A 23443-nucleotide genomic window follows, 5' to 3' on the forward strand; every position below is an offset into this window, starting at 1 on the left:
GCAACTTCGCCAGGAAGCCATAGCCGACGGAGCCTCCACCAGCGACCTTGCCCAGCCTCAACCGGAAACGGACATCACCTTACGAACCGCCCACTAAGACGCATCGAGCCGATCGTCTGCCGGCGTCCAATGGACCCCCGCGTGACCTTCGGCATCGCCGACGCGCACGCCCGGAACGGGTTCGACGAGGTGGTCATCCCCCCGAGGCGCAGGACGTAGCGCACCGCACGAACGGAGCCGGTCCCCCCGGCGCGGACGAGCGCGACGGCCGCCGGGCCCCGTTCGTGAGCCGGGGGCAGCCGCTCAGGTGCATTTCCGGCCGCGGTTGATGCAGTCAGCGATCCGCTTCCCCAGGCCGCCGGTCGTGATGCTGATGAAGTCATCGTGATCGGTGGCGGGCTTGTGCAGCTGGTCGGGGAAGCCGTCCACCGCGTAGGCGTTCTTCACCTGCCCGCCCACGATGGTCGGCGGGGCGACCTTGTACACGAGACGCATGGTCAGCTGCGGGATCGTCCTGAAGCCGTTCTGGCAGTTGCCGTCGGCGTCGGCGAACGCGACATGGGTGCGGTGGTTGGAGCTGTCGGTGTTCTGCCCGTCCCAGCAGCTCTGGAAGGCGAAGGTACGCACCACGTTGTTGCCCCGGGGGCATATCGGGTACCGCGCCGTCAGCTGGACCCGGTCCTCGAAACCGGTGCAGCTCCAGTGCGCGTTGGCGTTCGCCAGGCCGTTGGTCGTGGTCTTGGCGTCACCGGTGATGATCCGCAGGAACTGCGGCATCGCGACGACCTTGCCGGCCGGGTTGCCCACGTACTTGATCTGGGCCTGCACCGGGGTCAGGATCCTGCCGACGTTGCCTTCCTTGCCACCGCCGAGCTGGTTCTGGTCCACTTCCTGCGAGCCGTCCTGGGCCCGGAGCACCGGCCAGTAGTACGACGACAGGTCGTTCCTGTTCTGGCAGCTGGTGTCGCCCTGCAGGAACGTCTGGTTGCTGGAGAAGGCGTTGATCTTCTGGTTGCCGACGTAGTCGTGCGTGTGGTGCGCGCCGTTGGTCACGCCGGGCGCCACGATCACGTTGTCCGTGTTGTGGAGCCTGTTGGCGTTCACGCCGCAGCGTATGGTGAACGTGCCGGTCGAGGCGTTTCGACCGGCACGAGCCTTGGCATGGAGGTTCGGCCGGACCCTGGTGATGTCGACGAAGTCCGCCGCGACCGGGCCGTTGCCGGCCTGCCCGCCGGTGCTGCTCTGCTCTCCGTTGCCGTTCTGACCGGCGGGCATGGCGGTGCAGCCGGCAAGGGTGACCAGATCACCCGGTGCGGTGCCGCCCGCCAGCGAGATCTTCACCTGGATACGTTGCAGGACCGTAGTCCGGCTTCGCCGGAGCGGCTCGAGGATGGAGCTCTGCACGAAACCCGGGTCCCCGGCCTGATCCCCCGCGGCCACCAGCCGCTGGTCGAAGGCGGTCGTCTGGCGGTCGAGACCGGCCAGTTCCCGTGCGATGTCGTCCTGGATGCTCGATGGCACGTTCCCCAGCTTCTGTCTGACGTCGGGACAGGAGACGGTCACGGCCTGAGGCGGCGCCGCCTTGGTCTGATCGCCTCCCCACGTCTGGTGACCCGGCTCCTGCGCCGAGGCATGGAAGTTCGCCCACAGCAGGCCGCCCCCGCCGAGCACCAGGGCCGCCGATGCGGCGACCACCTTGGCGGCAAGCGGTGTACGGCGCTTTCGCGCGTTGCGTTCCATGAAACTCCTTCGAACTTCCTTGAGGGCGGCATCGAGGCACCGGCATGAGGGGAGCGAGGCCCTTTGCCGCGGACGCCGCGGTGCGGGGGCTCGGTACTTTCGCGGATTCCGCGTGCTCTCGTCTCGGACTCCGCGGTTCACTCCCGTGGAACCAGGCCTCTACGGCCACCGAGCGGCTGGGCCAGGCATGGCACCGGGGACCCTTCGCGTTCGGGCTGCTCGCCCGCGGATACCGTTATTCGTCACCCACGGGACATCTGCGATGCTCCTTGTAGCCGTCTCGCGCCTTGTGGCCGCGTGTACGGCCAAGCCTGTTCAAGCGTTCACCGCCCCTCCGCGGGATCCCGCACGGCGACGGCGTGCGCTGCTCGGGCGCGGCAGTCCTCCGGCAGCGGCACACGCCCCCGGCAGCGCAACTCCGGCGGCACCTGCCCTACACCCGGGCGAGGAAGGGGCTCGGGCGTTGAGCAGGCACGATGGGCCGACGGCGCGGGGTCCGAACTACCCTGGGCCGGAACGACGTTCGCCCCGCATGCCGGGCCGGTCGTCGACGGCGAGCGCGTCCGGGAGGCGGAAGCGCGCCGCCGGCCGGCCGACGAACCGCTCACGCCCATGAGCGGTTCGGCGTCCCGACGGGCGCATCCCGGCCCCGGCGCGGGACCACGGGTGGTCGTGCTGGGCGGTCGCCGCGAAGCCGGGCATCGGCACGGCTGAGGCCGTGCGGAGCTGGGTCCGCACGGCCGAGGTCGACGCCGGTCGGCGCCCCGGCGCCACTTCGGAAGAGGCCGCGGAGATCGCCCATGAACCAGGCCCGGGCCGGCTGGTGTGCCGGCGCGGCCGCGTCGCCTAGGCCATGTCGAGGCGTCGAGGCGTCGAGGCGTCGAGGACGGGCTCCCTCGTTTGCCGGTGGCGGCGGACCAGCCGACGATCGCCCGGGAGAAGACGTCCACAACGAATGCGACATGGACGACGACATCCCGCAATGGCTTCCTGACGTCAGGCGCGGCGCTCCCAGCAGCGCCCCGGAACGGGTCACAATTGGTTACCATTGGCTTCCAATCAGCTACTCTCAGTAATATCGGCATGGGGTGGCTACGTCCCTGGGAGAAATCCGTGCGCCATAAGTTCCTCGCCGCGATCACGGCCGCGGCGGCAACCGCTCTCATGTCCACGGCGGTCGCGGCCCCGTCGGCCGCTGCACCCCGTGCCCTGATCCACTACGTCGCACTCGGCGACGGGTTCTCGTCGGGGCTGGGGGCCGGTGACTACCTGCCCAACGACTGCCGCCGCAGCCGCAACGCATACCCCTGGGTGTGGGTGGAAGAGCACCGCCCGGCCTCGTTCGTCTATGCCGCGTGCGCCGGCGCGGCGACCGTGGACGTCGCAGAGGGGCAGGTCCCCGTCCTCAACCGGAACACCACACTCGTCACGGTCACGGTCGGCGCCGTCGACGCCGACTTCGCGGGAGTTGTCCGCCGGTGCGTCGTCCAGCCGGTGAACCCCGGGCTGTGCGATGAGGCTCTCGGCTTCGCCGAGTCGGTCATCCGCAACGGACTCCCACCCGCCCTCGCTGAGACGTACCGGCGTATCAGGCAGCACGCCCCCAACGCCCGGGTGGTCGTGGCGGGCTATCCGCACCTGTTCGACGCAACCACGGAGTGTACGGCTGCCACCAGGGAGCACCGCGTCCGGATCAACAAGATGGTGGACGACGCCGACGCGTTGATCGAGACGCAGGCGCACGCGGCGGGATTCCGCTTCGCCGACGTACGGCAGGCGTTCCACGGCCACGAGGTGTGTGCCTCGGGCGGCCCGGACGAAGAGTGGATCCTGCGGATCGAGCACGACGGGGCGTCGTACCACCCGAACGCCACCGGCCAACGGCACGGCTACCTGCCACCGGTCAGCGCCGCCATCGCCTGAACCCGGCCCAGCGCACCGAGTCCGGGACAGGGCAGGACCGCCCGGTCCCGGACATGCCGGGGTTGTACCACCGCGCTCCCGCCCGTCGACGACGAGACGGCTGCGCCTCGCAATGGGCAACACCCGACACCGAGTCATCGAACACCGACGTCAAGGTAGTACGCACTGCGGGAGACACCTCCCCCCGTTCAGCACCAAGAGCTGCGAGGTCGTCATCACCGGAGCTCCGGGCCGGGACAACCTCTGGACCGGTCCCGGAGACAGACTCCTTCGGATCCAGGTTCTGCCGACCGACGCGTTTGGCCAGGACAGGAACGCGCCTCGGCGTCGGCAGATGCGGACATCCGCTGGGCGCGGTCGGGGGTCGGGTCGGGGGTCGGATCGTGGCCTCGGCGCCGCAGTGCGGGTGACACAGGGAGGTGTGCTCGCACAGGTACACCGCTGCCGTCATCACCCGCTGAGACGAACGGCCGATCGTCCGAGCCGGTCGGGCGGGGCCGAATACAAAATGCCGAGGCCGGAATCCTGCTACCAGGGCAGATCGCGGAGCTGGTGGACACACAGCACCACGAACAGCAGGCCCGCACCGGTCAGCGTTCCGTTGCGCCATCGGGCCGGTGTGCGGGAGGAATTGAGCAGCCAGACCAGGGTCAGTGCGAGGAACGGCATGAACAGGGCGCCGACCATCCCGTAGACGATCACCAGGCCGAACGGCTCGTTCAGGAAGAGCAACGTCATCGGTGGAAAGGTCAGCCAGAGCAGGTACGCCCGAAAGGGCCCCGACTTCTCCAGTGCACCGCTCGGTACCTCCTGCTCCCCGCCCCCGGCGGTGCTCCCGCCCGCCGCGCCCGCGCCCGCGCCTTCACGGTGAAGTCGGCGAACATGAGTGAGACACCGTGCCACACGCCGATCAGCGAGGTGATGGCAGTGGCGAGAGGTGATGGCAGTGGCGAAGAACCCGACCAGGAACAGCTTGGCGGTGGCCGTGCCGTACCGGTCCGCCAGCACGTCGCTCAGGCTCAGCAGGCCTTTGTCTCCGTCGGCGAGGGCGATCCCGGAGGAGTGCAGCAGCTCGGCGCCGACGAAGAGCATGGCGATGACGAAGACGCCGGTGATGCCGTAGGCGACCCAGTTGTCCAGCCGCATCACCTTCATCCACGTGGCGTCGGTCCAGCCTTTGGCATTGACCCAGTAGCCGTAGGCGGCCAGTGTGATCGTGCCGCCGACCAGGCCGAGGTGTAGAACATGGAGCCTGCCGGAAGGACGGGGGCGAGCGAGGCGAACACCTCTGCGAGGTGCGGGGTGACTCGGACACCGAGGTAGACCGTGACCACGAACATGACTCCGACCAGCACAGTCATGACCTTCTCGAACACGGCGTACCGATAGAACCAGACGAACACCAGACCGCCGACCCCGCAGAGCACAGCCCTCCCTTCAGACCCATGACCTGAGGGAAGAGCGCATGCAGCGGCAACGCGCTCGAGGACATGGCAGCCGCCCCGTACACGAAGCCCCAGACGACCACGTACACGGCGAAGTAGGCGGTCGTCCAGGAACCTAGGCTGCGCCAGCCGTCGAACAGAGTGCGCCCGGTGGCCAGGTGCCAACGCCCGACCGCCTCCGCCAGGGCAATCTTCACCAGGCAGTCGGCGACGGCGGCCTACAACAGGGTGTAGCCGTACCTGCTACCGGCGATGAGGGTGGCGATCATGTCGCCCGCACCGACTCCGGTCGCCGCGACCACGATGCCGGGCCCGACAAGTCTCCAACTTGCCTCGCGCAGCCGGGGCTCCTGCGGCGCGCCGGTCCGTCGCCATCCTCTTGTGCGGCCCTACTTCCGTCCATGCCACGTTGCCTTTCGCTGACCCCGGAGTGTGAACGACCGGTGTACGGCTCTACCCGGTTGCCGCCCGCATCGCACGGTGGCGGACACCGCAGGTGACTGCGGAACAGAGGCAGACGTTCTGCGATGTGAAGTCCGGCGAAGTAGATGGTCGCGGACGTCTCGCAGCGGGTCGCGGTGCCTCGCCGCTGCTTCAGGCGGTTGACGCATCGCCCGCCACCCCGACAGCACCCGCCTCGGCTACACCGAGAACACCCTCTCCTGGCTGTACTCGGTGGACAACGGCGCAACCACCGTGTGGGAGCGCTGGAACTCCTACTCCAGGGAAGGCGGATTCGGCCCGGTCGACATGAACTCGTTCAACCACTACTCCTATGGCGCGATCATGGAGTGGGTGTACGAGAGCATGGCAGGCATCGCCAAGGACCCCGACCACCCCGGTTTCCGGCGCTTCCTCCTCCAGCCGCACCCCGACCCCACCGGCCGGATCAAGAGGGTGAGAGCCACCCACCTCTCGCCCTACGGCGAGATCGAGAGCACCTGGCAGCTGCGCGGACGCGAACTGCACTACCGCGCAGTCGTCCCGGCCAACACAACGGCGACGCTGCGGCTGCCCGCCAGGAGTGCCGGCGCCGTGCGCGAAGCCCGGGCGCCCCTGTCGCATGCCGAAGGGGTGACCTTCCTGGGATTCTCCGGCGAGATCGCCTCATGTCGTCTGTCGTCGGGCCGGTAAGACGTGACGTCCTTCCTGGCATGACTCTCCGCAGATCTCTCCGACGGGGTGGACACGATCGCGTTCCGTGTGGCCTCCGCAGCGCGGACCAGAGCCCCTCCACACCATGCGAGCAGATGGTCCGTCAACTGAGCTCCGAGCAAGCCGCGTTCGGCTCCGCCCGTGCACGTGCCCGCCAGGGCGCCTGACCGCGCCAGGCGCAGCGAGCCAGGAATTTCAAAGACACAAGGGAAGGCACACGGGCAGCAAACCCTCCGCTCCGGGCAGAAATGGGAGGGCACCGGCGAATTCCCCGTGCCGTGTCGGGCGACGTGTAATCGTAGGAATCCGGCGGCTCGGCCCGCACTCGGAGCCGAGCGGCCTGCTGGTAGATGCCCCCTGCCGACGGCTCATCGAGTTCGAGGAAGGTGACCTGTGCGCCAAGGGATTCTTTCCATACAGCGGTCCGGACGGTCGTTGCTGAACGCCGATCCGCCATCGCCAGGACTCAGACGGCTACTCGACCACAGATACGCACAAATCGGCCTGACGTACGCCGCGTTGTGCACCACCACGGAGGAGGCGGCTCAGGCACTCGTGCACTCCGCTGCGGCCTGTTCGGACTCGCAGGAGGGGTGCGTGGCGGGAGTCCCGGTCAGTGGACTGCCCGCCGTACCCCGCCTGTTGCACCGGCTGCATGGCGCGGCCGCGGCGTGGAGGTCTCAGCCGGAACGCGCTTCGTTGCTGAGTCCGGACTATGCCGCCTGGCTCGACCGGACCGGCACTCCTCGCGAGCAAGCCCCGCTGGGCTTGCTCAGCCTGTCAAACATGAGCATGCTCGATGCGGAGATGCTGTGGTGGAGTCATGTCGAGGCGCTCCCGGCCGAACGTCTGGCGACGGCATTGGGATGGGACCCGGCCTACACCGCCCGCGTCCTGGAGGAGCTGGACACGGTCTTCGTGGAGCACTGCCAGGCCGAGCACATGGAGAACGGACGGCGGCAGCGCACCTGCCGCTCCTATGGGGGCATGCTGATCGCCGGCATGCGCCGGGGCGACCATCCGCTTCCCGCGGAACTGCACAGTCATCTCGCCGGCTGCGCCGAGTGCGGAGACCTGTCGGCCTGCCTGAACGCGGTGAGCGACGGCACACTGGGAACTGTGCTCGCTTCCGCGGCCCTGGGGTGGGGCGGCCCCGCCTACGCCACCGCGCGGAGGGACGCTGAACACCAGGTCACCCAGCCGACATCGCCGGATCGCGTCACTCGGCTGATGGCCCGGCGGTTACTGCGGCTGCGGCGAAACGCCTCATGGGCGGTCGCGGGATCCATCGCCGCCGCAGTCGTCGGCCTGGCAGCTGTGACGGTCGTCGCGATGCCACACGGACAGGCGGGCAACGACGCGCGGGCCCGCTCGACAGCCACTCCCGGTCAGTCCATCGTCGTGCCGATGGCTCCCCGGTCTGCATTCTCCTCGGCCCCCGCGGTCCCGGCCCAGTCCTTCTACGACGCACCGTCCAAGGACAAGATGCAGCCCTCCCCCTCCTCCATCCAGCCCTCCCCCTCCTCCTCCCCTGGCACAGCAGTGCACCAACCGGGCGGCCATGGCAGGTCAGCGCCTGTGTGCACCAGCCGGCTCACGATGGACGACGACTGGGGGAGCGGCGCGCAGGTGGAGCTGTCCGTGCAGTCGGCGGTCGCCCTGTCGGACTGGCAGGTGACCTTCGTCATCGCTGCGGGAATCAGACTGAGAGAGACCTGGTACGGCACCAGCACGACCGAGGGCAACCAGGTCACCGTATCGGCGGTCGACTACGACCGATATGTGGCCGCCGGAGGCGCGCTGACCATCGGCATGATCTACGACGGGGAGACGAGCGGCAACGACATCACCGGTGTCACCCTGAACAAGCATCCGTGCCGCTCGGTGTGACACGGTGAGCGGAGACGGGCGGTCAGGCGGCAGACATCCGCCGGCAGGCTGGACCCTCTCCCGGGGCGGAGAAGCCGCAGGATGCCGGACAGCGCGCCCCCGCCTCGCGCGTTCTCGTGCGCGGAGGCCATCTCGCGGTACCGGTATCCCGCAGCCCCGAATGTGCCTGCGTTGCCCGCCCCGTGGTCAGTGCCCGCGTCGGATCCACTTCTCCAGGTGGGGTGCTTCGGCCCCGATGGTGGTGGAGTCGCCGTGGCCGGTGAGGACCTTGGTCTCCGGCGGCAGGGTGAGCAGCCGGTCGCGGATGGAGTCGATGATCGTCGGGAAGTGGGAGAACGAGCGTCCGGTGGCGCCCGGTCCTCCCTGGAAGAGGGTGTCGCCGGTGAAGACGACGCCGAGTCCAGGGTCGTGCAGGCAGACCGCGCCGGGCGCGTGCCCGGGGGTGTGCAGGACGGTCAGGTCGGTGCCGGCGGCCTCGATGACCTGGCCGTCGAGGAGATGCCGGTCGGGTTCGCGGTCGGGGTGGGTCGCCCTCCACAGCGGCAGGTCGTCGGGGTGCAGCCAGATGACCGCCCCGGTGAGGTCGGCGAGTGCCGGGGCCGCGTCGATGTGGTCGTTGTGGGCGTGGGTGCACACGATGGCGACCAGCCGCCGGTCGTCCACGGCGGCGGCGATGGCCTCGGCGTCGTGGGCGGCGTCGATGACGATCACCTCCCGCTCGTCGCCGACGATCCACACGTTGTTCTCGACGTCCCAGGTTCCGCCGTCGAGGCTGAACTGCCCGGACGTCACGAGGCGTTCGATGCGCACGGTCATCAGAGCACCACCACCGAGCGCAGCACGTCGCCGTGGCGCATCCGCTCGAACGCCTGCTCCACCTCGTCCAGCCGGATGGTCTCGGTGACGAACGCGTCCAGCGGCAGGCGACCCTGGAGGTGCAGGTCGATCAGCATCGGGAAGTCCCGCGAGGGCAGGCAGTCGCCGTACCACGAGGACTTCAGGGCGCCGCCACGGCCGAAGACGTCGAGCAGGGGCAGTTCCAGCTTCATCTCGGGCGTGGGCACGCCCACCAGGACGACGGTGCCGGCCAGGTCACGGGCGTAGAAGGCCTGCCGGTAGGTCTCCGGGCGGCCGACCGCCTCGATCACGACGTCGGCACCGAAGCCGCCGGTCAGCTCCCGCACCGCCTCGACCGGGTCCGTGGCCTTGGAGTTGACGGTGTGGGTCGCGCCGAGGGCGCGGGCCATGGCCAACTTGCGGTCGTCGATGTCGACGGCGATGATCCTCTCCGCGCCGGCGAGGCTCGACCCGGCGATGGCCGCGTCACCGACGCCACCGCAGCCGATGACGGCGACCGAGTCGCCCCGCCCGACATTCCCGGCGTTGATCGCGGCACCGATGCCCGCCATCACCCCGCAGCCCAGCATTCCCGCGACGGTCGGTGAGACGGCCGGGTCGGCCTTGGTGCACTGGCCGGCCGCGACCAGAGTCTTCTCGGCGAACGCGCCGATCCCCAGCGCCGGGGACAGTTCCGTGCCGTCGGCCAGGGTCATCCGCTGCCTCGCGTTGTGCGTGTCGAAGCAGTACGCAGACAGGCCCGGCACCGACCGCACCCGGCACGCCAGTTCAGGATCACGAAGTCACCGGGAGCCACGTCGGTCACCCCCTCTCCTACCGACTCCACCACACCCGCGGCCTCGTGCCCCAGCAGAAAGGGGAAGCCGTCACCGATGCCGCCCTGCCTGTAGTGCAGGTCGGTGTGGCAGACCCCGCAGGCCTGGACCTGTACGACGGCTTCACCGGGACCCGGATCCGGCACCATGACCGTCTCGATCCGCACCGGCTCGTCCTTGCCCGGCGCGATCACACCGCGCACTTCCTGCACCATGCTCTGGCCCCTTACCTCTATTGCCTTCACCACCGATTCTGCGTCCTCTGGACGGTGAGGGGACCATCACGCTCGGAGAGGAACCCGGCCGGACATGAGCAACATCGGCCTCACGCCGCCGGGGCGCACTCGAAAACGCTCACGTCCGGCGAGCATTGCAGGTGATGGCGAGCAGCCAGTGGCCCTTGTCCGCCGGTGCCCTTCACGGGAAATCCGTGCTCCTGCGGATCACACCCGAGCAGCTATGCGCGGCTGCGGTGCCCGGTAGCTTTCTGAGCTGACCACCGAGACGGAAGCGGAGCGAAGGGCCCATGGCTCGCCGCCGCCGTCCCCGTCCTTCTCACATCCGCCGAGCCACCCCTCACCGCCACCGAGCAGTCCCTCGGACGACACCGAGCAGTCCCTCGGACGACACCACCTCGGAGGATCCCCTCAACCCCGATGGACGCTAGGAATCACGCGAAGGGCATCCGGCCCCACCGAGTCCGACAGGTCCTCCGGTCCGGCGGGCGAACGCCCGGTGGGCCGCGGGTTTTTTGGCCGCAGATGTCGATGGCGATGAGGGTGGCCGGGTCGGTGTTGTGGGCCGGACGGGCGCCTGGACACGGACCGAGTGTGCACGCGGGGTGAGCAGTCTTGTCCGCGGTGGAAAGCCGTTCCGGCGGCCACCGGCGGATATCACCGCCTCGCCGACGTCGAGGACGGACCGTGGGCGGACGTGCGGAGCAAATCCACAGCAGAATGGGCAGGTCACGGTGTGTGACGACCTCTGGCGGAAGAACCGGCAGTGCCTGGCATCGCCGCCGCAATCACCCGGCTCCGGCATCACGGATGCCAACGTCACGGGTTCACATCATTCATGGGATGGATCGCTCTCGAGGTCCGCCTTCAACGCGTCAGACCCGGGCATCCAATGCTCACCTTCCTGCTCTTTCCCAGCATCGGCCTGGACAGCCCTCCGGGCGACACCTATAAACATCCCATCTCTCCGGACGGCCGCTCACATCTGTCCGCCGTTCGGGAAACATCTCCCGCTCCGGGACCAGCGCGAGGAACAACCGATGAGAATCAGAACCGTCCTCTGCTCCACCGCCTCCGCACTCTCCGCACTGGTGCTGCTCAGCGCGTGCGGCGGCTCCGGCACCGCGTCGTCGGGCGACAAGCCGCTGGTCGGCGTCGACTACCCGCGCTCCGACACCGACTTCTGGAACTCGTACATCAAGTACACGCCCACCTACGCGAAGCAGCTGGACCTCTCCCTGAAGACCACCAACTCCCAGAACGACGTCGCCAAGCTCACCGCCAACGCGCAGACGTTCATCAGCCAGGGCGTCAAGGGCGTCGCGATGGCCCCGCAGGACACCGCCGCCATCGCGCCGACGCTGGCGCAGCTGGAGGCGAAGAAGATCCCGGTCGTCACCGTCGACACCCGCCCCGACAGCGGCAAGGTCTTCATGGTGGTACGGGCCGACAACCGGGCGTACGGCGAGAAGGCGTGCCGGTACCTCGGCACGAAGCTGGGCGGCAAGGGCAAGATCGTGATGCTGCAGGGCGACCTGTCCTCCATCAACGGCCGTGACCGCACCGAGGCGTTCAACGACTGCATGAAGAAGAACTACCCCGGCATCAAGGTGTTCGGGGAAGCCGCCAACTGGGACGGCGCCGTCGCCGCGCAGAAGCTCCAGACGGACCTCACCGCCCACCCGGACATCAAGGGCATCTACATGCAGTCGAGCTTCGCCCTCTCCGGCACGCTCCAGGTGCTGAAGCAGAAGGGGCTGCTGGTGGGCCCGAAGGACAAGAAGCACGTCTTCGTCGTCTCCAACGACGGCATCCCCGAGGAGCTCAAGGACATCGCCGCCGGGAAGATCGACGCCACCGTCTCGCAGCCGGCCGACCTCTACGCCAAGTACGCCCTGTACTACCTGAAGGCCGCCATCGACGGGAAGACGTTCAAACCGGGCAAGACCGGCCACGACAGCACGATCATCCAGGTCCGCGACGGGCTGCTGGAGGACCAGCTCTCGGCCCCGCTCGTCACCGCCGACGGCGGCACCTACGACGGCGTGTCCAGCGTCAAGAGCGACGACACCTCCCTGTGGGGAAACCACCTCGGCTGACATCCGGTCAGAAACCCAACGACATTTGCTGACAAGGCGGTTGAGATGAGCGACGGGGAGCGGGCAGCAAGCCCCGCGCCCGCCCCGGCGGACGATGGACGGGTCCCGGCGGACCCGCCCGTCGTCGAGGCGACGGGCATAGTCAAACGATTCGGTCCGACGGTGGCCCTGAACGGCGCCCGGATCACCATCAGGCCCGGCGAGACCCATGCCCTCGTCGGCCGCAACGGGGCCGGCAAGTCCACCCTGGTGTCCGTCCTCACGGGGCTTCAGGCACCCGACGAGGGATCCGTCACCTTCGGCGGCGTCACGGCGCCTCGGCTCTCGGACCGCGACGCCTGGCGGCAGCGCGTGGCCTGCGTCTACCAGAAGTCGACGATCATCCCCACGCTGACCGTCGCCGAGAACCTCTTCCTGAACCGGCACGACCACGGCCGCAACCGCCTGATCAGCTGGAGGGGTGTGCGCCGCCGCGCGCAGCACCTGCTGACGACCTGGTCGGTGGACGTCGATCCGCAGAGTCCGGCCGGCGATCTCAGCGTGGAGCAGCGGCAGTTCGTCGAAATCGCCCGTGCGCTGTCCTTCGGGGCCCGGTTCATCATCCTCGACGAACCGACCGCCCAGCTCGACGGGTCGGCGATCCACCGGCTCTTCGACCGGATTCGCGACCTGCAACGGCAGGGCGTGACCTTCCTGTTCATCAGTCACCACCTCCAGGAGGTCTACGAGATCTGCGACATGGCGACGGTGTTCCGGGATGCCCGGCACATCGTGACCGCGCCGGTCACGGAGCTTCCCCGCGGTGAGCTGGTCGCGGCCATGACCGGAGAGGCGGCGGCCGGCCGGCGCGAGGAACGGGTGAGCACCGTCGACGCCGGCGCCGCGGCCGCGCTGAACGTCCACGGCATGTGCGGCGAGACCTACGACGACGTCACCTTCCAGGTCGCCGCCGGGGAAATCGTCGGGCTCGCCGGGGCCGCCGGCAGCGGCCGTACCGAGGTCGCCGAGACCGTGGTGGGACTGCGGGCCGCCGACAGCGGCGCGGTGGCGATCTCCGGGAAGCGGCCGCGGCCGGGCAGCGTGCCCGCCGCGCTCGCCGCCGGTGCCGGGTTCGTCCCCCAGGACCGGCACCACCAGGGCCTCGTGCCCGGCATGTCGGTCGCGGACAACACCACGCTGTCCGTACCGGGCCGGCTCGGCAGCAACGGATTCCTGAGCCGGGCCCGCCGGGACCGGCTCGCCGAGAGCATGATCGAGAACCTGGCCATCAAGACCCCCGGACCCGACCTGCCCGTCTCCGCCCTCTCGGGCGGCAACCAGCAGAAGGTCGTCATGGCCCGCGCACTCGCCGACGATCCCCGGCTGCTGGTCCTGATCAACCCGACCGCGGGCGTGGACGTACGCTCCAAGGAGTTCCTCCTCGGCAAGGTCGAAGAGACCGCGAAGACCGGCACCGGAGTACTCATCGCCTCCGACGAACTCGACGACTTGCGCATGTGCGACCGGGTCCTGGTGATGTTCCAGGGCCGTGTGACCTCAGAGATCGCCCGCGGCTGGCACGACCACGACCTCGTGGCCGCGATGGAAGGAGTGGACCTCGATGCCTGAACCCGTCCTCGCGGACACCACCGCCCCGCAGACCACGGAAGCGGAGGCGAAGCGGACCGGGCTGTTGTTCGGCGGCCGGGTACCCGTGGCCCGGCTGCGCGACCTGGCCCTCGTCCCCGCCATCGTCGCCATCGCGATCGTCGGGCAGATCGTCAACCCGGTCTTCCTCCAGGCGGACAACCTCATCAACGTCCTGCAGACCATGTCCGAAATGGCCCTGCTGGTCCTCGCCCAGACGATGATCCTGATCGTCAAGAAGATGGACCTGTCGCTGGAGTCCACCATGGGTCTCGCCCCGGGTGTCGCGGCATGGCTCATCGTGCCAGCCGGCGCCGGACACGGGCTCGGGCTTCTCCCCGGCGCCCTGGCCATCCCCGTGACCCTCGCCGTGGGCGCGCTCGTCGGCGTCATCAACGCCCTGCTGATCATCCGCTTCGGCCTCAACGGCTTCATCGTCACCCTCGGCATGCTGATCGTCCTGCGCGGCATCCTCACCGGCATCTCCGGCGGCCAGACCTTCTTCCAGCTGCCGCAGTCGATGCTGTATCCGGGCACTGCCGAATGGTTCGGGATGCCCGCCTCCATCTGGATCTGCCTGGTGCTGTTCGCCGTCGCCGTCGTCGTCCTCGGCTGGACCAGCTTCGGACGCTCGCTGTACGCCATCGGCGGCAACGTCGACGCGGCGAAGGCGGCCGGCATCCGCACCGACCGGGTGCTGTGGATCGTCATCGTCACCGGCAGCCTGCTCGCCGCCCTCGCCGGGCTGCTGCTCTCCGGACGCCTGGCCTCAGTGGCCTCCGCGCAGGGCAACGGCTACATCTTCACCGTCTTCGCAGCCGCCGTCATCGGCGGGATCAGCCTCAACGGCGGCAAGGGCACCATGTTCGGCGCCTTCAGCGGCATCCTGCTGCTCTTCATGATCCAGAACGTGCTCACCCTGGCCGGTGTCCCCGCCCAGTGGATCGGAGCTCTCAACGGCCTGATCATCCTGGTCGCGCTGTCCATCTCGCGCATCACGGGCGGCAAGGCCCAGGAGTGAAACCGGCTGGCCGTCCGGCCGCCCCGCGCCCTCCGCCGTTGCCCACGTCTCGTCACCAGGGGCCGTGTTCCCCTACTCTCCCAGGAGTTGCCGCCATGTCATCCGCCCTGCCCGCTCCCCCGGCATCCGCCCGCATCACCGCCCTCGACGTCTTGGACGTGCGCTTCCCCACCTCCGAGCATCTGGACGGGTCGGACGCGATGAACCCCGAACCCGACTACTCGGCCGCCTACGTCGTCCTGAGCACCGACGCGGACGACGGTCTGGAGGGCCATGCCCTGGCCTTCACCACCGGACGCGGCAACGACGTGCAGGCCGCCGCCATCGCGGCCCTCGCCCCTCACGTGGTCGGCCGGTCCGTGGACGAGGTCTGCGGCGACCTCGGAGCCTTCTCCAGATCCCTTGTCCACGACCCCCAACTACGCTGGCTGGGACCGGAGAAGGGCGCCATCCACATGGCCACCGGCGCGGTCGTGAACGCCGCCTGGGACCTTGCCGCCAAGCGGGCCGGCAAGCCCGTCTGGCGCTTCCTGGCCGAGATGCCGCCGGAGGAACTGGTCGCGCAGGTCGACTTCCGCTGGCTGAGCGACGCCCTCACCCCCGAGGAGGCACTGGAGATCCTGCGCCGGGCGGAACCCGGTCGCGGCGACCGCACCGCCCGGCTCCTCGACCAGGGCTATCCCGCATACACCACCACTCCCGGCTGGCTCGGCTACTCCGACGAGAAGCTGACCCGCCTGGCCCGCGAGGCCGTCGCCGCCGGCTTCACCCAGATCAAACTGAAGGTGGGTTCCTCCCTGGAGGACGACATACGGCGCATGGGCACCGCGCGCCGGGCGGTGGGCGACGGCATCCGCATCGCGGTCGACGCCAACCAGAGATGGGACGTCCAGGCCGCGATCGACTGGATGCACGCCCTGGCCCCCTACCAGCCGTACTGGATCGAGGAACCCACCTCGCCCGACGACATCCTCGGCCACGCCGCCGTACGCGATGCCGTGCGTCCCATCAAGGTCGCCACCGGGGAGCACATCGCCAACCGGGTCGTCTTCAAGCAGCTGCTGCAGGCCGGAGCGGTGGACATCGTGCAGATCGACTCGGCACGGGTCGGTGGCGTCAACGAGAACATCGCGATCCTGCTGCTCGCCGCCAAGTTCGGAGTGCCGGTCTGCCCCCACGCGGGCGGCGTCGGTCTGTGCGAGATGGTGCAGCACCTGTCGATGTTCGACTACGTCGCCGTATCGGGCACGGTCGAGGACCGGGTCATCGAATACGTCGACCACCTGCACGAGCACTTCGCCGACCCGGTCCGCATCGCCGACGGCCACTACCTCGCGCCCACGCTCCCCGGGCTGAGCGCGCAGATGCACGCCGAGTCCCTGAAGGAGTACTCCTACCCCGACGGCCCGGTCTGGTCCTCCCGTGTCTGATGTGCTGACTCTGATCGACTCCCACCACCACCTGTGGGACCTGGACCGCCGGCCGCAGCCCTGGCTGGACGAGCCGGGGCACGAGCCGATCCGCCGTACGTACGGGGCCGAGGACCTGAGACAGTCCGCGACCCGGCCGATCGCCGGACGGCGGCTGGCGAGCAGCGTGCTCGTCCAGTGCGTGGTCTCCGTCCCCGAGACGGAGGAGCTGCTGGCACTCGCCGACCAGGACCCGCTGGTCGGCGCCGTGGTCGGCTGGGCGGACCTCACCTCGCCCGCGATCGGTGACGTGCTCGACGCCCTGCTCATCGGGCCCGGAGGCGGCCGTCTGCGAGCCCTGCGACACCTCGTGCAGAGCGAGTGCGACCCGGACTGGCTCCAGCGTCCCACCGTCGAGCGGGGGCTGCGGGCCGTGCGGGACAGGGGCCTCGCCTACGACGTTCTCATCCGCGCCCACCAGTTCCCGCAGGCGATCCGGCTCGCCCGGCGCCTCCCGGACCTGCCCCTGGTCCTGGACCACGCGGGAAAGCCTCCGGTGGGCCGCCGAGGGCTGGCCGACTGGGAGCGTGAGGTGCGCGCTCTGGCCGGCGGTCCCCAGGTGCGGTGCAAGGTCTCCGGACTGATCACGGAGGCGGAACACCGGACGTGGACGATCGACGACATCAGGCCGGTGTGGGACGTCCTGCTGGACGCCTTCGGGCCCGACCGGCTGATGTTCGGCTCCGACTGGCCGGTGTGCGTCCTCGCAGGCGGCTGGAACCGGTGGGCCGCCACCGTCGAGGAACTGCTGAACGACTGCTCGGAGAGCGAGAAGCAGGCGGTCCTCTCCGGTACGGCAACCTCTTTCTACCGCCTGTCGGAGGAGAAGGAGGGAACACCCTCGTGCTCCTGACCCGACCTGCCGCACCCCGGCGTCCTCCGGTCCCTGGCCGGCGGCGGCCCCGGCGCCCGCGCGCTGCCCCTCGAGCCGGCCCGCGTGATGGTGCCGCCCGAGGGCGGACCCGGAGCCGCCGGCCGTCGCCGGGCACCGCTTCCGGCCGGCACCCGTGCCCGCGCCGCCACAAGTTCCCCGGTGCCGCCCGCTCCCCCGGCCGGGCTCGCACCGGCGTCACCGCCGGCATCCGCACCCACGCCGACCCGCTGCTCACCACCGGCGTCCACGCTGAAGGGACCCTGAGATCACGATGACACTCGCAGTCCGCTACCTGGCCGCACGCACCCTCGGCACGACTCTTGCCGAAACCCCCGAACCCGGCCCCGGCCAAGTGGAGCTGGCCCCCGCCTACGTCGGCATCTGCGGCACCGACCTGCACATCTTCCACGGCGACATGGACGCCCGTGTACACGCGCCCGCCGTCCTCGGGCACGAGATGTCCGGCCGCGTCGTACGTGTCGGCCCGGACGTGGAGGGCTGGCGACCGGGTGACGCGGTCACCGTGATGCCGCTGCGCTGGGACGGCACCTGCGCGGCCTGCCGGGCCGGCCACCAGCACATCTGCCGGCATCTCGACTTCATCGGCATCGACTCCCCGGGCGCGATGCAGCAGCGCTGGACCGTGCCCGCCTCCACCCTGATACGGCTGCCCGGCTCCCTCCCCCTGGACCGGGCCGCGCTCGTCGAACCCACGGCCGTGGCCGTGCACGACGTCGGCCGGGCCGGGGTGCGGGAGGGGGAGAAGGCCGTCGTGGTCGGCGGCGGCCCGGTCGGCGTCCTCATCGCCCTGGTCGCACGGGCCGCCGGCGCGGAGGTCCGGGTCGTGGAGCCCAGCGCCCATCGCCGCCGGATCGCGGAGGAGTTGGGCCTGACGGCCTGGCATCCGGCCGACGACGACGTGCCGGCGCTGGTGCACGAGTGGACCGGAGAGGCGGGCGCGGACGTCGCCTTCGAGGTGTCCGGCGCGGCGGGCGGCGTGGACACCGCCGTCGAGGTGCTGGGCGTACGCGGCCGCCTGTGTCTGGTGGCCATTCACGCCCGGCCCCGTGAGGTGGACCTGCACCGCTTCTTCTGGCGCGAACTCACGCTCGTGGGGGCCCGGTTGTACGACCGCTCCGACTTCGAGAAGGCGGTCGCCCTGGTCGCCGACGGCACGATCCCGGCCGAGCGGCTGATCAGCAGGGTGGTGCCGCTCACGCAGGCACCTGCCGCGTTCGAGGCCCTGGAGAGGGGCGGTGACGTGCTGAAGATCCTGGTGGACTGCACCGACGACGCCCAGGGAGCCGCCGTATGAACCCGTTCGACCTCACCGGGAAGCTCGCCGTCGTCACGGGGGCGCGGCGCGGTATCGGCCGGGCCATGGCCCGCGCGCTGGCCGAAGCGGGCGCGGACGTCATCGGCGTGAGCGCCTCGCTGGAGCGGTCCGGCAGCGCCGTGGAGAAGGACGTCGTCGCCGCGGGCCGTGCGTTCGAAGCGATCCGCACCGACCTGGCCGACCCCGCAGCCGTGCGGGCCCTGGGCGTGGCCCTCGCCTGCCGCGAGCGGCCTGTGGACATCCTCGTCAACAACGCGGGCACGATCCGCCGCGCCCCCGCTGTCGAACATGCTTACGCGGACTGGGAGTTGGTACTCCAGGTCAACCTCAGCGCGCAGTTCGCGTTGACCCGGGCCGTCGGCGCGGCGATGGTGGCCCGCGGTCAGGGAAAGATCATTTTCACGGCCTCGCTGCTCAGCTTCCAGGGCGGCATCAACGTGCCCGGCTACACCGCGGCCAAGCACGGTGTAGCCGGCCTGACCAAGGCACTGGCCAACGAGTGGGCCCCGCACGGCGTCAACGTCAACGCCATCGCCCCCGGCTACATCGCCACCGACAACACCCAGGCCCTGCAGGACGACCCGGCGCGCAGCAAGGCCATCCTGGACCGCATCCCGGCCGCCCGCTGGGGCAGTGTCGACGACCTCGCGGGGGCCACCGTGTTCCTGGCCTCGGACGCCGCCGCGTACATCCACGGCACCGTGCTCCCGGTCGACGGCGGATGGCTCGGCCGATGACCACCGACCTGGCCACCCTGCTGGCCGGCGCCCGGATCATGCCGGTACTGACCGTGCGCGACCCGGCCACGGCCGCTCCGCTGGCGGACGCGCTCGCGGCGGGCGGCGCCCGGTGTGCCGAGGTCACCTTCCGCACTCCCGACGCCGAGCGGGTGCTGAAGACGATGGCGGCGCACGGCGGACTGACCGTCGGCGCCGGCACCGTCCTCACTCCCGAGCAGGCGGACCGTGCGGTCCGGGCTGGGGCCCACTTCGTCGTGTCACCCGGCTTCGACGCGGACGTGGTCGCCAGGTGCCGTGAGTCGGGGGTCGCCGTCGTACCGGGTGTCGCGACCGCGACCGAGCTGATGCGCGCCCTGAAGGCGGGCTTCGGCACCGTCAAGCTGTTTCCCGCGGAACCGCTCGGCGGCACCAGGATGCTCCGGGCCCTGGCGGCCCCCTTCCCGCAGGCACGTTTCGTGCCGACCGGCGGGATCGGCGCCCACCGGCTGCCGGACTACCTCGCCGATCCGGCGGTCCTCGCCGTCGGCGGAAGCTGGATGGCCACCGCGGCCCACCTGGAGGGCGGGCGCTACGACGAGGTCAGGCGGCTGACCGCCGAAGCCGTGGAAGGGAGCGGGAGATGTGCGGACCGGAGGTCATCGCCCTCGGCGAGGTGATGCTGCGCTTCGACCCGGGGGAGGGCCGGATCCGCACCGCCCGCTCGTTCCAAGTCTGGGAGGGCGGCGGCGAGTACAACGTCGTACGCGGACTGCGCCGTTGTTTCGGCGTGCGGACGGCCGTCGTCACCGCCCTCGCCGACAACGAGGTGGGCCGGCTCGTCGAGGACCTGATCCTCCAGGGCGGTGTCGACACCTCGCTGATCCGGTGGGTGCCGGACACCGGCGCCGGCCGCACGGCACGCAACGGCCTGAACTTCGTCGAGCGCGGCTACGGCGTCCGCGGCGCGCTCGGCGTCAGCGACCGCGCGCACACGGCCGTCTCCCAGCTGCAGGAGGGCGACCTGGACTGGGACTCGGTCTTCTCGGGAGGGGTGCGCTGGTTCCACACCGGCGGCATCTTCGCCGGCCTGTCCGACACCACCGTCGCCGTCGCCGACGAGGCCATGGCCGCGGCCCGCCGCCACGGCGTCACCGTCTCCTACGACCCCAACCACCGCGCCAGCCTCTGGGCGGGCCGGGGCGGGGCCGACCGGGCCCGGGAGGCCGACCTGCGGCTCGCCCGGCACGCCGACGTCGTGGTGGGTGCCCTGGGCCTGGCCGGGACGTACCCGGGACAGGTGCGCATCGGGGACGACGAGGCGGCGGACGCCCTCGTCGAGGTGGCGGGTCTGCTGCCCGGGGCGCGGGTACTGGCGACGGCCCTGCGCGAAGTGCCCTCGGCCGGGGTCAACGACTGGTCGTCGGCCGCCTGGTCCGCCGAGACCGGCTTCGTCGCCGGGCCCCGCATGCCGGGTCTGCACGTCCTCGACCGCGTCGGCTCCGGCGACGGCTTCGCCGCCGGTCTGATCCACGGACTGCTGCGCGGCACCGGCCTGGAACGCGCCCTGGCCTACGGCACCGCGCACGGCGCACTCACGATGACCACGCCCGGAGACGTCTCCATGGCCTCGCTCGCCGAGGTCGAGGCGCTCATCGCGGGCGGATCAGCCCACGTCAGACGCTGACCGGCGCCTCGTCACCCGTACCCCAGGAGCACGACTTGCACCAGCGGAAGATCCAGAACACGTGCGCATCCCTCACGGAACTCGGCTTCGGGGCCTCCGTGATCGGAAACCTCTACCGCGTCACCACGGCCGACGACGCGGCCGCCGCCGTCGAGGCGGCCTGGCAGGCCGGCGTACGGTATTTCGACACCGCACCGCACTACGGCCTCGGCCTCTCCGAGCGGCGCCTGGGCGCCGCCCTGCGGGACCGGCCCCGCGACGCATACGTCGTCTCCTCCAAGGTGGGCCGGCTGCTCGTGCCCAACGAGAAGCCGCGCGGCGTCGACACCGAGGGCTTCGTCGTACGGGACGACCTGCGCAGACAGTGGGACTTCAGCCGCGACGGAGTGCTCCGCTCCATCGAGGACACGCTGGAGCGCACCGGCCTGGACCGGCTGGACGTCGTGTACCTCCACGACCCGGACGACCACTGGCGGCAGGCGGTCGAGGAGGCCATGCCCACGCTCGCGGAGCAGCGCGACCAGGGCGTGATCGGCGCGATCGGCGCCGGCATGAACCAGTCGGCCATGCTCGCCCGCTTCCTGCGCGAGACCGCCGCCGACGTGGTGATGCTGGCCGGACGCTACACGCTCCTGGACCAGTCGGCACTGGACGACGTCCTGCCGGCCGCGCGGGAACTCGGGCGGAGCGTCGTGGCGGTGGGCGTGTTCAACTCGGGACTTCTCTCGCTCGACCGGCCCGCCGGGGGCATGAAATACGACTACCAGGACGCCCCGCGGGACCTGGTGGCACGGGCCCGCGCGATCGCGGAGGTCTGCGAGGCGCACGGCACCACGCTCCCCGCCGCCGCCATCGCCTTCCCGTTCACTCATCCCAGTATCATCAACGTCACCCTCGGCATGCGGAACGCGGAACAGGTCGTACGAAACGTGGAACTCCACGGTCAGCACATCCCCGAAGACCTCTGGAACGACCTCCGCGCTCAGGGTCTCATCAGGGCGGACGTACCGGCGGGGGACGGTCGGGGGAGGGATGCGCGGTGTCTCTGACGGACAAGGCCATAGAGCGGATCCGTGAACTGATCAGGACCGGTGCCCTGCCTCCCGGCTCGAAGCTCCCGCCGGAGCCGGACCTGGCCGCCCAGCTGGGCCTGTCCCGCAACCTCGCCCGGGAAGCCGTCAAGGCACTGGCGGTGGCCCGCGTGCTGGAGGTCCGCCGAGGCGACGGCACGTACGTGACCAGCCTTCAGCCGAGCCTGCTCCTGGAGGGGCTGGGCGGTGCGGTGGAGCTCCTGCAGGGCGACTCGGCCGCCCTGCAGGACCTGATGGAGGTACGGCGGCTCCTCGAGCCGGTGGCCACCGCGCTGGCAGCCACCCGGATCTCGGACGAGCAGCTGGCCGAGGTGAAGCGGCACCTGGACGCCATGCGCGAGGCCCGCGACGACGTCGAGCAGCTCAACGCCCACGACGCCGCCTTCCACCGCGCCGTCATCTCGGCCACGGGCAACGAGACCCTCCTCACTCTCCTGGAGGGCATCTCCGGCCGCACCCTGCGCGCCCGCATCTGGCGCGGTCTGGTCGACGCCCAGGCCTCGGGCCGGACCCTCGCGGAGCATGAGGCGATCTTCAACGCCCTGTCCCTCCGCGACGCCTCCCTCTGTCAGGCCGCCGCTCTGCTGCACGTCAGCAACACCGAACAATCGCTCCGAGAGCACTGAGGTCAGCACGGACAGCCCCGGAACCGCGAGCGCGGACCCAGGACCTGCTACGCGCCCTCCCCGGCCGTCGGATCGGACTTGATCAGGTTGGCGACGTTGAAGACGCCGCCGTGCTCTTCGAACTGCTCTTCCGCCCATAGGACGGTCCGGGTGCCCTGGTGCTGCACCATGCCCGGGGAGACACCGAGCCGGAACGTGCCCGCCACCGGCTTGCCGCCGGGGGTGTGCGGCAGGACGTCCAGCGGGGACGGACCGGGTGAGGGGTAGACGACGGCGTCGGTACCGATGGCCACCGGGTACAGATCGGCCGCCGCGGCCATCTTCATCAGCTTGCGGTGGATTCCGATGCGCTGGCTGGCCAGCACGGCGGACCGGATGTCGGGGCGCCACGTCTCCCTTGCGGGGGCCGGCCACGGCTCGTAGTACGGCACCTGGCCCCGATTGCGCTGACGCAGCTTGCCGATACCGCCCTTCGCGGTCGCCTTGATCGCGCCCGCCAGCAGCGCCATCGTCGGGTCCACGTGCCTGGAGCGGGCCATCGCGTCCAGGAACTCCTGGCCGCCCAGACCGGTGGTGACGCCTAGATCGGCCATCGTGGCCACGTACGCGTCGCGCAGCCGCCTGTACCAGCCGTCCAGGTAACGGCCCGGTCCGGGTACGCACGTACGCCTCGATCGGAGCGACCTCGAAGCCGAGCTCCACCGCATAGGCGACGGTGGGGGTGGCGTACCAGGCCAGCCCGGTCGGACGGTCCCCCTTCGGGGGTGAACGGCGACGGGAGCCTGTCACCGTCGGCCGTCCGGCCCCGAGGTCCACGCGGGACAGGTGCACGTGAC

Annotated in this window: 18 protein-coding genes and 2 pseudogenes; 14 read left to right on the forward strand and 6 right to left on the reverse strand. The window is 70.3% G+C overall.

Translation table 11 applies throughout. From position 1 onward, the window contains the following. Positions 1–303 precede the first annotated feature (303 nt). Positions 304–1740 (reverse strand): DUF1996 domain-containing protein, encoded by a 1437-nt coding sequence (locus tag ACZ7FF_RS42860; RefSeq protein WP_470819900.1) that lies wholly within the window; start codon positions 1738–1740, stop codon positions 304–306. Between the two features lie 1113 nt (positions 1741–2853). Here ACZ7FF_RS42860 and ACZ7FF_RS42865 point away from each other — a divergent pair. Then, complete coding sequence (locus tag ACZ7FF_RS42865; RefSeq protein ID WP_470819902.1) at positions 2854–3663, forward strand: SGNH/GDSL hydrolase family protein; 810 nt, start codon at positions 2854–2856, stop codon at positions 3661–3663. A gap of 528 nt (positions 3664–4191) precedes the next feature. Here ACZ7FF_RS42865 and ACZ7FF_RS42870 read toward each other — a convergent pair. Then, positions 4192–5085, reverse strand: coding sequence for an Nramp family divalent metal transporter (locus ACZ7FF_RS42870; RefSeq protein WP_470819951.1), 894 nt, complete (start codon positions 5083–5085; stop codon positions 4192–4194). Next, on the reverse strand, positions 5021–5305 hold the full coding sequence (locus ACZ7FF_RS42875) for an Nramp family divalent metal transporter (RefSeq protein WP_470819904.1): 285 nt from the start codon (positions 5303–5305) through the stop codon (positions 5021–5023). Before ACZ7FF_RS42875 ends, ACZ7FF_RS42870 begins: the two co-directional genes overlap by 65 nt. Before the next feature lie 415 nt (positions 5306–5720). Here ACZ7FF_RS42875 and ACZ7FF_RS42880 point away from each other — a divergent pair. Together ACZ7FF_RS42880 and ACZ7FF_RS42885 are read left to right on the forward strand one after the other, a co-directional pair. Beyond that, a pseudogene (locus ACZ7FF_RS42880) lies at positions 5721–6242 on the forward strand (alpha-L-rhamnosidase C-terminal domain-containing protein); the annotation flags it as partial. Positions 6243–7049: 807 nt separating this feature from the next. Then, positions 7050–8153: a cellulose binding domain-containing protein gene (locus ACZ7FF_RS42885; RefSeq protein ID WP_470819906.1), complete on the forward strand. Its 1104-nt coding sequence runs from the start codon at positions 7050–7052 to the stop codon at positions 8151–8153. Positions 8154–8339: 186 nt separating this feature from the next. On the opposite strand, the gene ACZ7FF_RS42890 is transcribed toward ACZ7FF_RS42885, so the two are convergent. Together ACZ7FF_RS42890 and ACZ7FF_RS42895 are read right to left on the reverse strand one after the other, a co-directional pair. Then, positions 8340–8969, reverse strand: coding sequence for an MBL fold metallo-hydrolase (locus tag ACZ7FF_RS42890; RefSeq protein WP_470819908.1), 630 nt, complete (start codon positions 8967–8969; stop codon positions 8340–8342). Beyond that, positions 8969–10041: pseudogene (locus tag ACZ7FF_RS42895) on the reverse strand (S-(hydroxymethyl)mycothiol dehydrogenase). Before ACZ7FF_RS42895 ends, ACZ7FF_RS42890 begins: the two are co-directional and overlap by 1 nt. Before the next feature lie 1061 nt (positions 10042–11102). Here ACZ7FF_RS42895 and ACZ7FF_RS42900 point away from each other — a divergent pair. The 11 genes from ACZ7FF_RS42900 (at position 11103) to ACZ7FF_RS42950 (ending at position 22607) form a co-directional block, all read left to right on the forward strand. Next, positions 11103–12161 carry a sugar ABC transporter substrate-binding protein gene (locus ACZ7FF_RS42900; protein WP_470819910.1) on the forward strand — a complete coding sequence of 353 codons (1059 nt, stop codon included), beginning with the start codon at positions 11103–11105 and terminating at the stop codon, positions 12159–12161. A gap of 45 nt (positions 12162–12206) precedes the next feature. Further along, positions 12207–13769: a sugar ABC transporter ATP-binding protein gene (locus ACZ7FF_RS42905; protein ID WP_470819912.1), complete on the forward strand. Its 1563-nt coding sequence runs from the start codon at positions 12207–12209 to the stop codon at positions 13767–13769. Then, positions 13762–14808, forward strand: coding sequence for an ABC transporter permease (locus ACZ7FF_RS42910; RefSeq protein WP_470819914.1), 1047 nt, complete (start codon positions 13762–13764; stop codon positions 14806–14808). Before ACZ7FF_RS42905 ends, ACZ7FF_RS42910 begins: the two co-directional genes overlap by 8 nt. A 95-nt stretch (positions 14809–14903) precedes the next feature. Next, entirely contained in the window at positions 14904–16238 is a 1335-nt protein-coding gene (locus tag ACZ7FF_RS42915) for an L-fuconate dehydratase (RefSeq protein ID WP_470819916.1), read from the forward strand. Continuing rightward, positions 16231–17130: an amidohydrolase family protein gene (locus ACZ7FF_RS42920; RefSeq protein WP_470819918.1), complete on the forward strand. Its 900-nt coding sequence runs from the start codon at positions 16231–16233 to the stop codon at positions 17128–17130. Before ACZ7FF_RS42915 ends, ACZ7FF_RS42920 begins: the two co-directional genes overlap by 8 nt. 292 nt (positions 17131–17422) lie before the next feature. Then, the gene (locus tag ACZ7FF_RS42925) at positions 17423–18466 is read left to right on the forward strand and encodes a zinc-dependent alcohol dehydrogenase (RefSeq protein ID WP_470819919.1); all 1044 of its coding nucleotides are present in this window, start codon (positions 17423–17425) and stop codon (positions 18464–18466) included. Beyond that, on the forward strand, positions 18463–19224 hold the full coding sequence (locus ACZ7FF_RS42930; protein WP_470819921.1) for an SDR family oxidoreductase: 762 nt from the start codon (positions 18463–18465) through the stop codon (positions 19222–19224). The genes ACZ7FF_RS42925 and ACZ7FF_RS42930 overlap by 4 nt, the downstream gene beginning before the upstream one ends. Continuing rightward, positions 19221–19883, forward strand: coding sequence for a bifunctional 4-hydroxy-2-oxoglutarate aldolase/2-dehydro-3-deoxy-phosphogluconate aldolase (gene eda, locus ACZ7FF_RS42935; protein WP_470819923.1), 663 nt, complete (start codon positions 19221–19223; stop codon positions 19881–19883). Before ACZ7FF_RS42930 ends, eda begins: the two co-directional genes overlap by 4 nt. Then, positions 19847–20890, forward strand: a complete 1044-nt coding sequence (locus ACZ7FF_RS42940; protein WP_470819925.1) for a sugar kinase — start codon at positions 19847–19849, stop codon at positions 20888–20890. Before eda ends, ACZ7FF_RS42940 begins: the two co-directional genes overlap by 37 nt. A 35-nt stretch (positions 20891–20925) precedes the next feature. Further along, the gene (locus tag ACZ7FF_RS42945) at positions 20926–21939 is read left to right on the forward strand and encodes an aldo/keto reductase (RefSeq protein ID WP_470819927.1); all 1014 of its coding nucleotides are present in this window, start codon (positions 20926–20928) and stop codon (positions 21937–21939) included. Beyond that, positions 21930–22607 carry a FadR/GntR family transcriptional regulator gene (locus ACZ7FF_RS42950; protein WP_470819929.1) on the forward strand — a complete coding sequence of 226 codons (678 nt, stop codon included), beginning with the start codon at positions 21930–21932 and terminating at the stop codon, positions 22605–22607. The genes ACZ7FF_RS42945 and ACZ7FF_RS42950 overlap by 10 nt, the downstream gene beginning before the upstream one ends. A gap of 47 nt (positions 22608–22654) precedes the next feature. Here the strand turns inward: ACZ7FF_RS42950 and ACZ7FF_RS42955 are convergent, their stop codons facing one another. Next, entirely contained in the window at positions 22655–23200 is a 546-nt protein-coding gene (locus tag ACZ7FF_RS42955; protein WP_470819931.1) for a hypothetical protein, read from the reverse strand. Positions 23201–23443 lie beyond the last annotated feature (243 nt).

It is taken from the genome of Streptomyces sp. NPDC037126 (genome assembly GCF_055605965.1).

Bases quoted from the DNA above. Each gene is read 5' to 3' on its own strand.
- ACZ7FF_RS42860 (WP_470819900.1), bottom strand. From the start codon at position 1,740: ATGGAACGCAACGCGCGAAAGCGCCGTACACCGCTTGCCGCCAAGGTG.
- ACZ7FF_RS42885 (WP_470819906.1), top strand. From the start codon at position 7,050: ATGAGCATGCTCGATGCGGAGATGCTGTGGTGGAGTCATGTCGAGGCG.
- ACZ7FF_RS42890 (WP_470819908.1), bottom strand. From the start codon at position 8,969: ATGACCGTGCGCATCGAACGCCTCGTGACGTCCGGGCAGTTCAGCCTC.
- ACZ7FF_RS42900 (WP_470819910.1), top strand. From the start codon at position 11,103: ATGAGAATCAGAACCGTCCTCTGCTCCACCGCCTCCGCACTCTCCGCA.
- ACZ7FF_RS42905 (WP_470819912.1), top strand. From the start codon at position 12,207: ATGAGCGACGGGGAGCGGGCAGCAAGCCCCGCGCCCGCCCCGGCGGAC.
- ACZ7FF_RS42910 (WP_470819914.1), top strand. From the start codon at position 13,762: ATGCCTGAACCCGTCCTCGCGGACACCACCGCCCCGCAGACCACGGAA.
- ACZ7FF_RS42915 (WP_470819916.1), top strand. From the start codon at position 14,904: ATGTCATCCGCCCTGCCCGCTCCCCCGGCATCCGCCCGCATCACCGCC.
- ACZ7FF_RS42925 (WP_470819919.1), top strand. From the start codon at position 17,423: ATGACACTCGCAGTCCGCTACCTGGCCGCACGCACCCTCGGCACGACT.
- ACZ7FF_RS42930 (WP_470819921.1), top strand. From the start codon at position 18,463: ATGAACCCGTTCGACCTCACCGGGAAGCTCGCCGTCGTCACGGGGGCG.
- eda (WP_470819923.1), top strand. From the start codon at position 19,221: ATGACCACCGACCTGGCCACCCTGCTGGCCGGCGCCCGGATCATGCCG.
- ACZ7FF_RS42940 (WP_470819925.1), top strand. From the start codon at position 19,847: ATGTGCGGACCGGAGGTCATCGCCCTCGGCGAGGTGATGCTGCGCTTC.
- ACZ7FF_RS42955 (WP_470819931.1), bottom strand. From the start codon at position 23,200: ATGGCCGATCTAGGCGTCACCACCGGTCTGGGCGGCCAGGAGTTCCTG.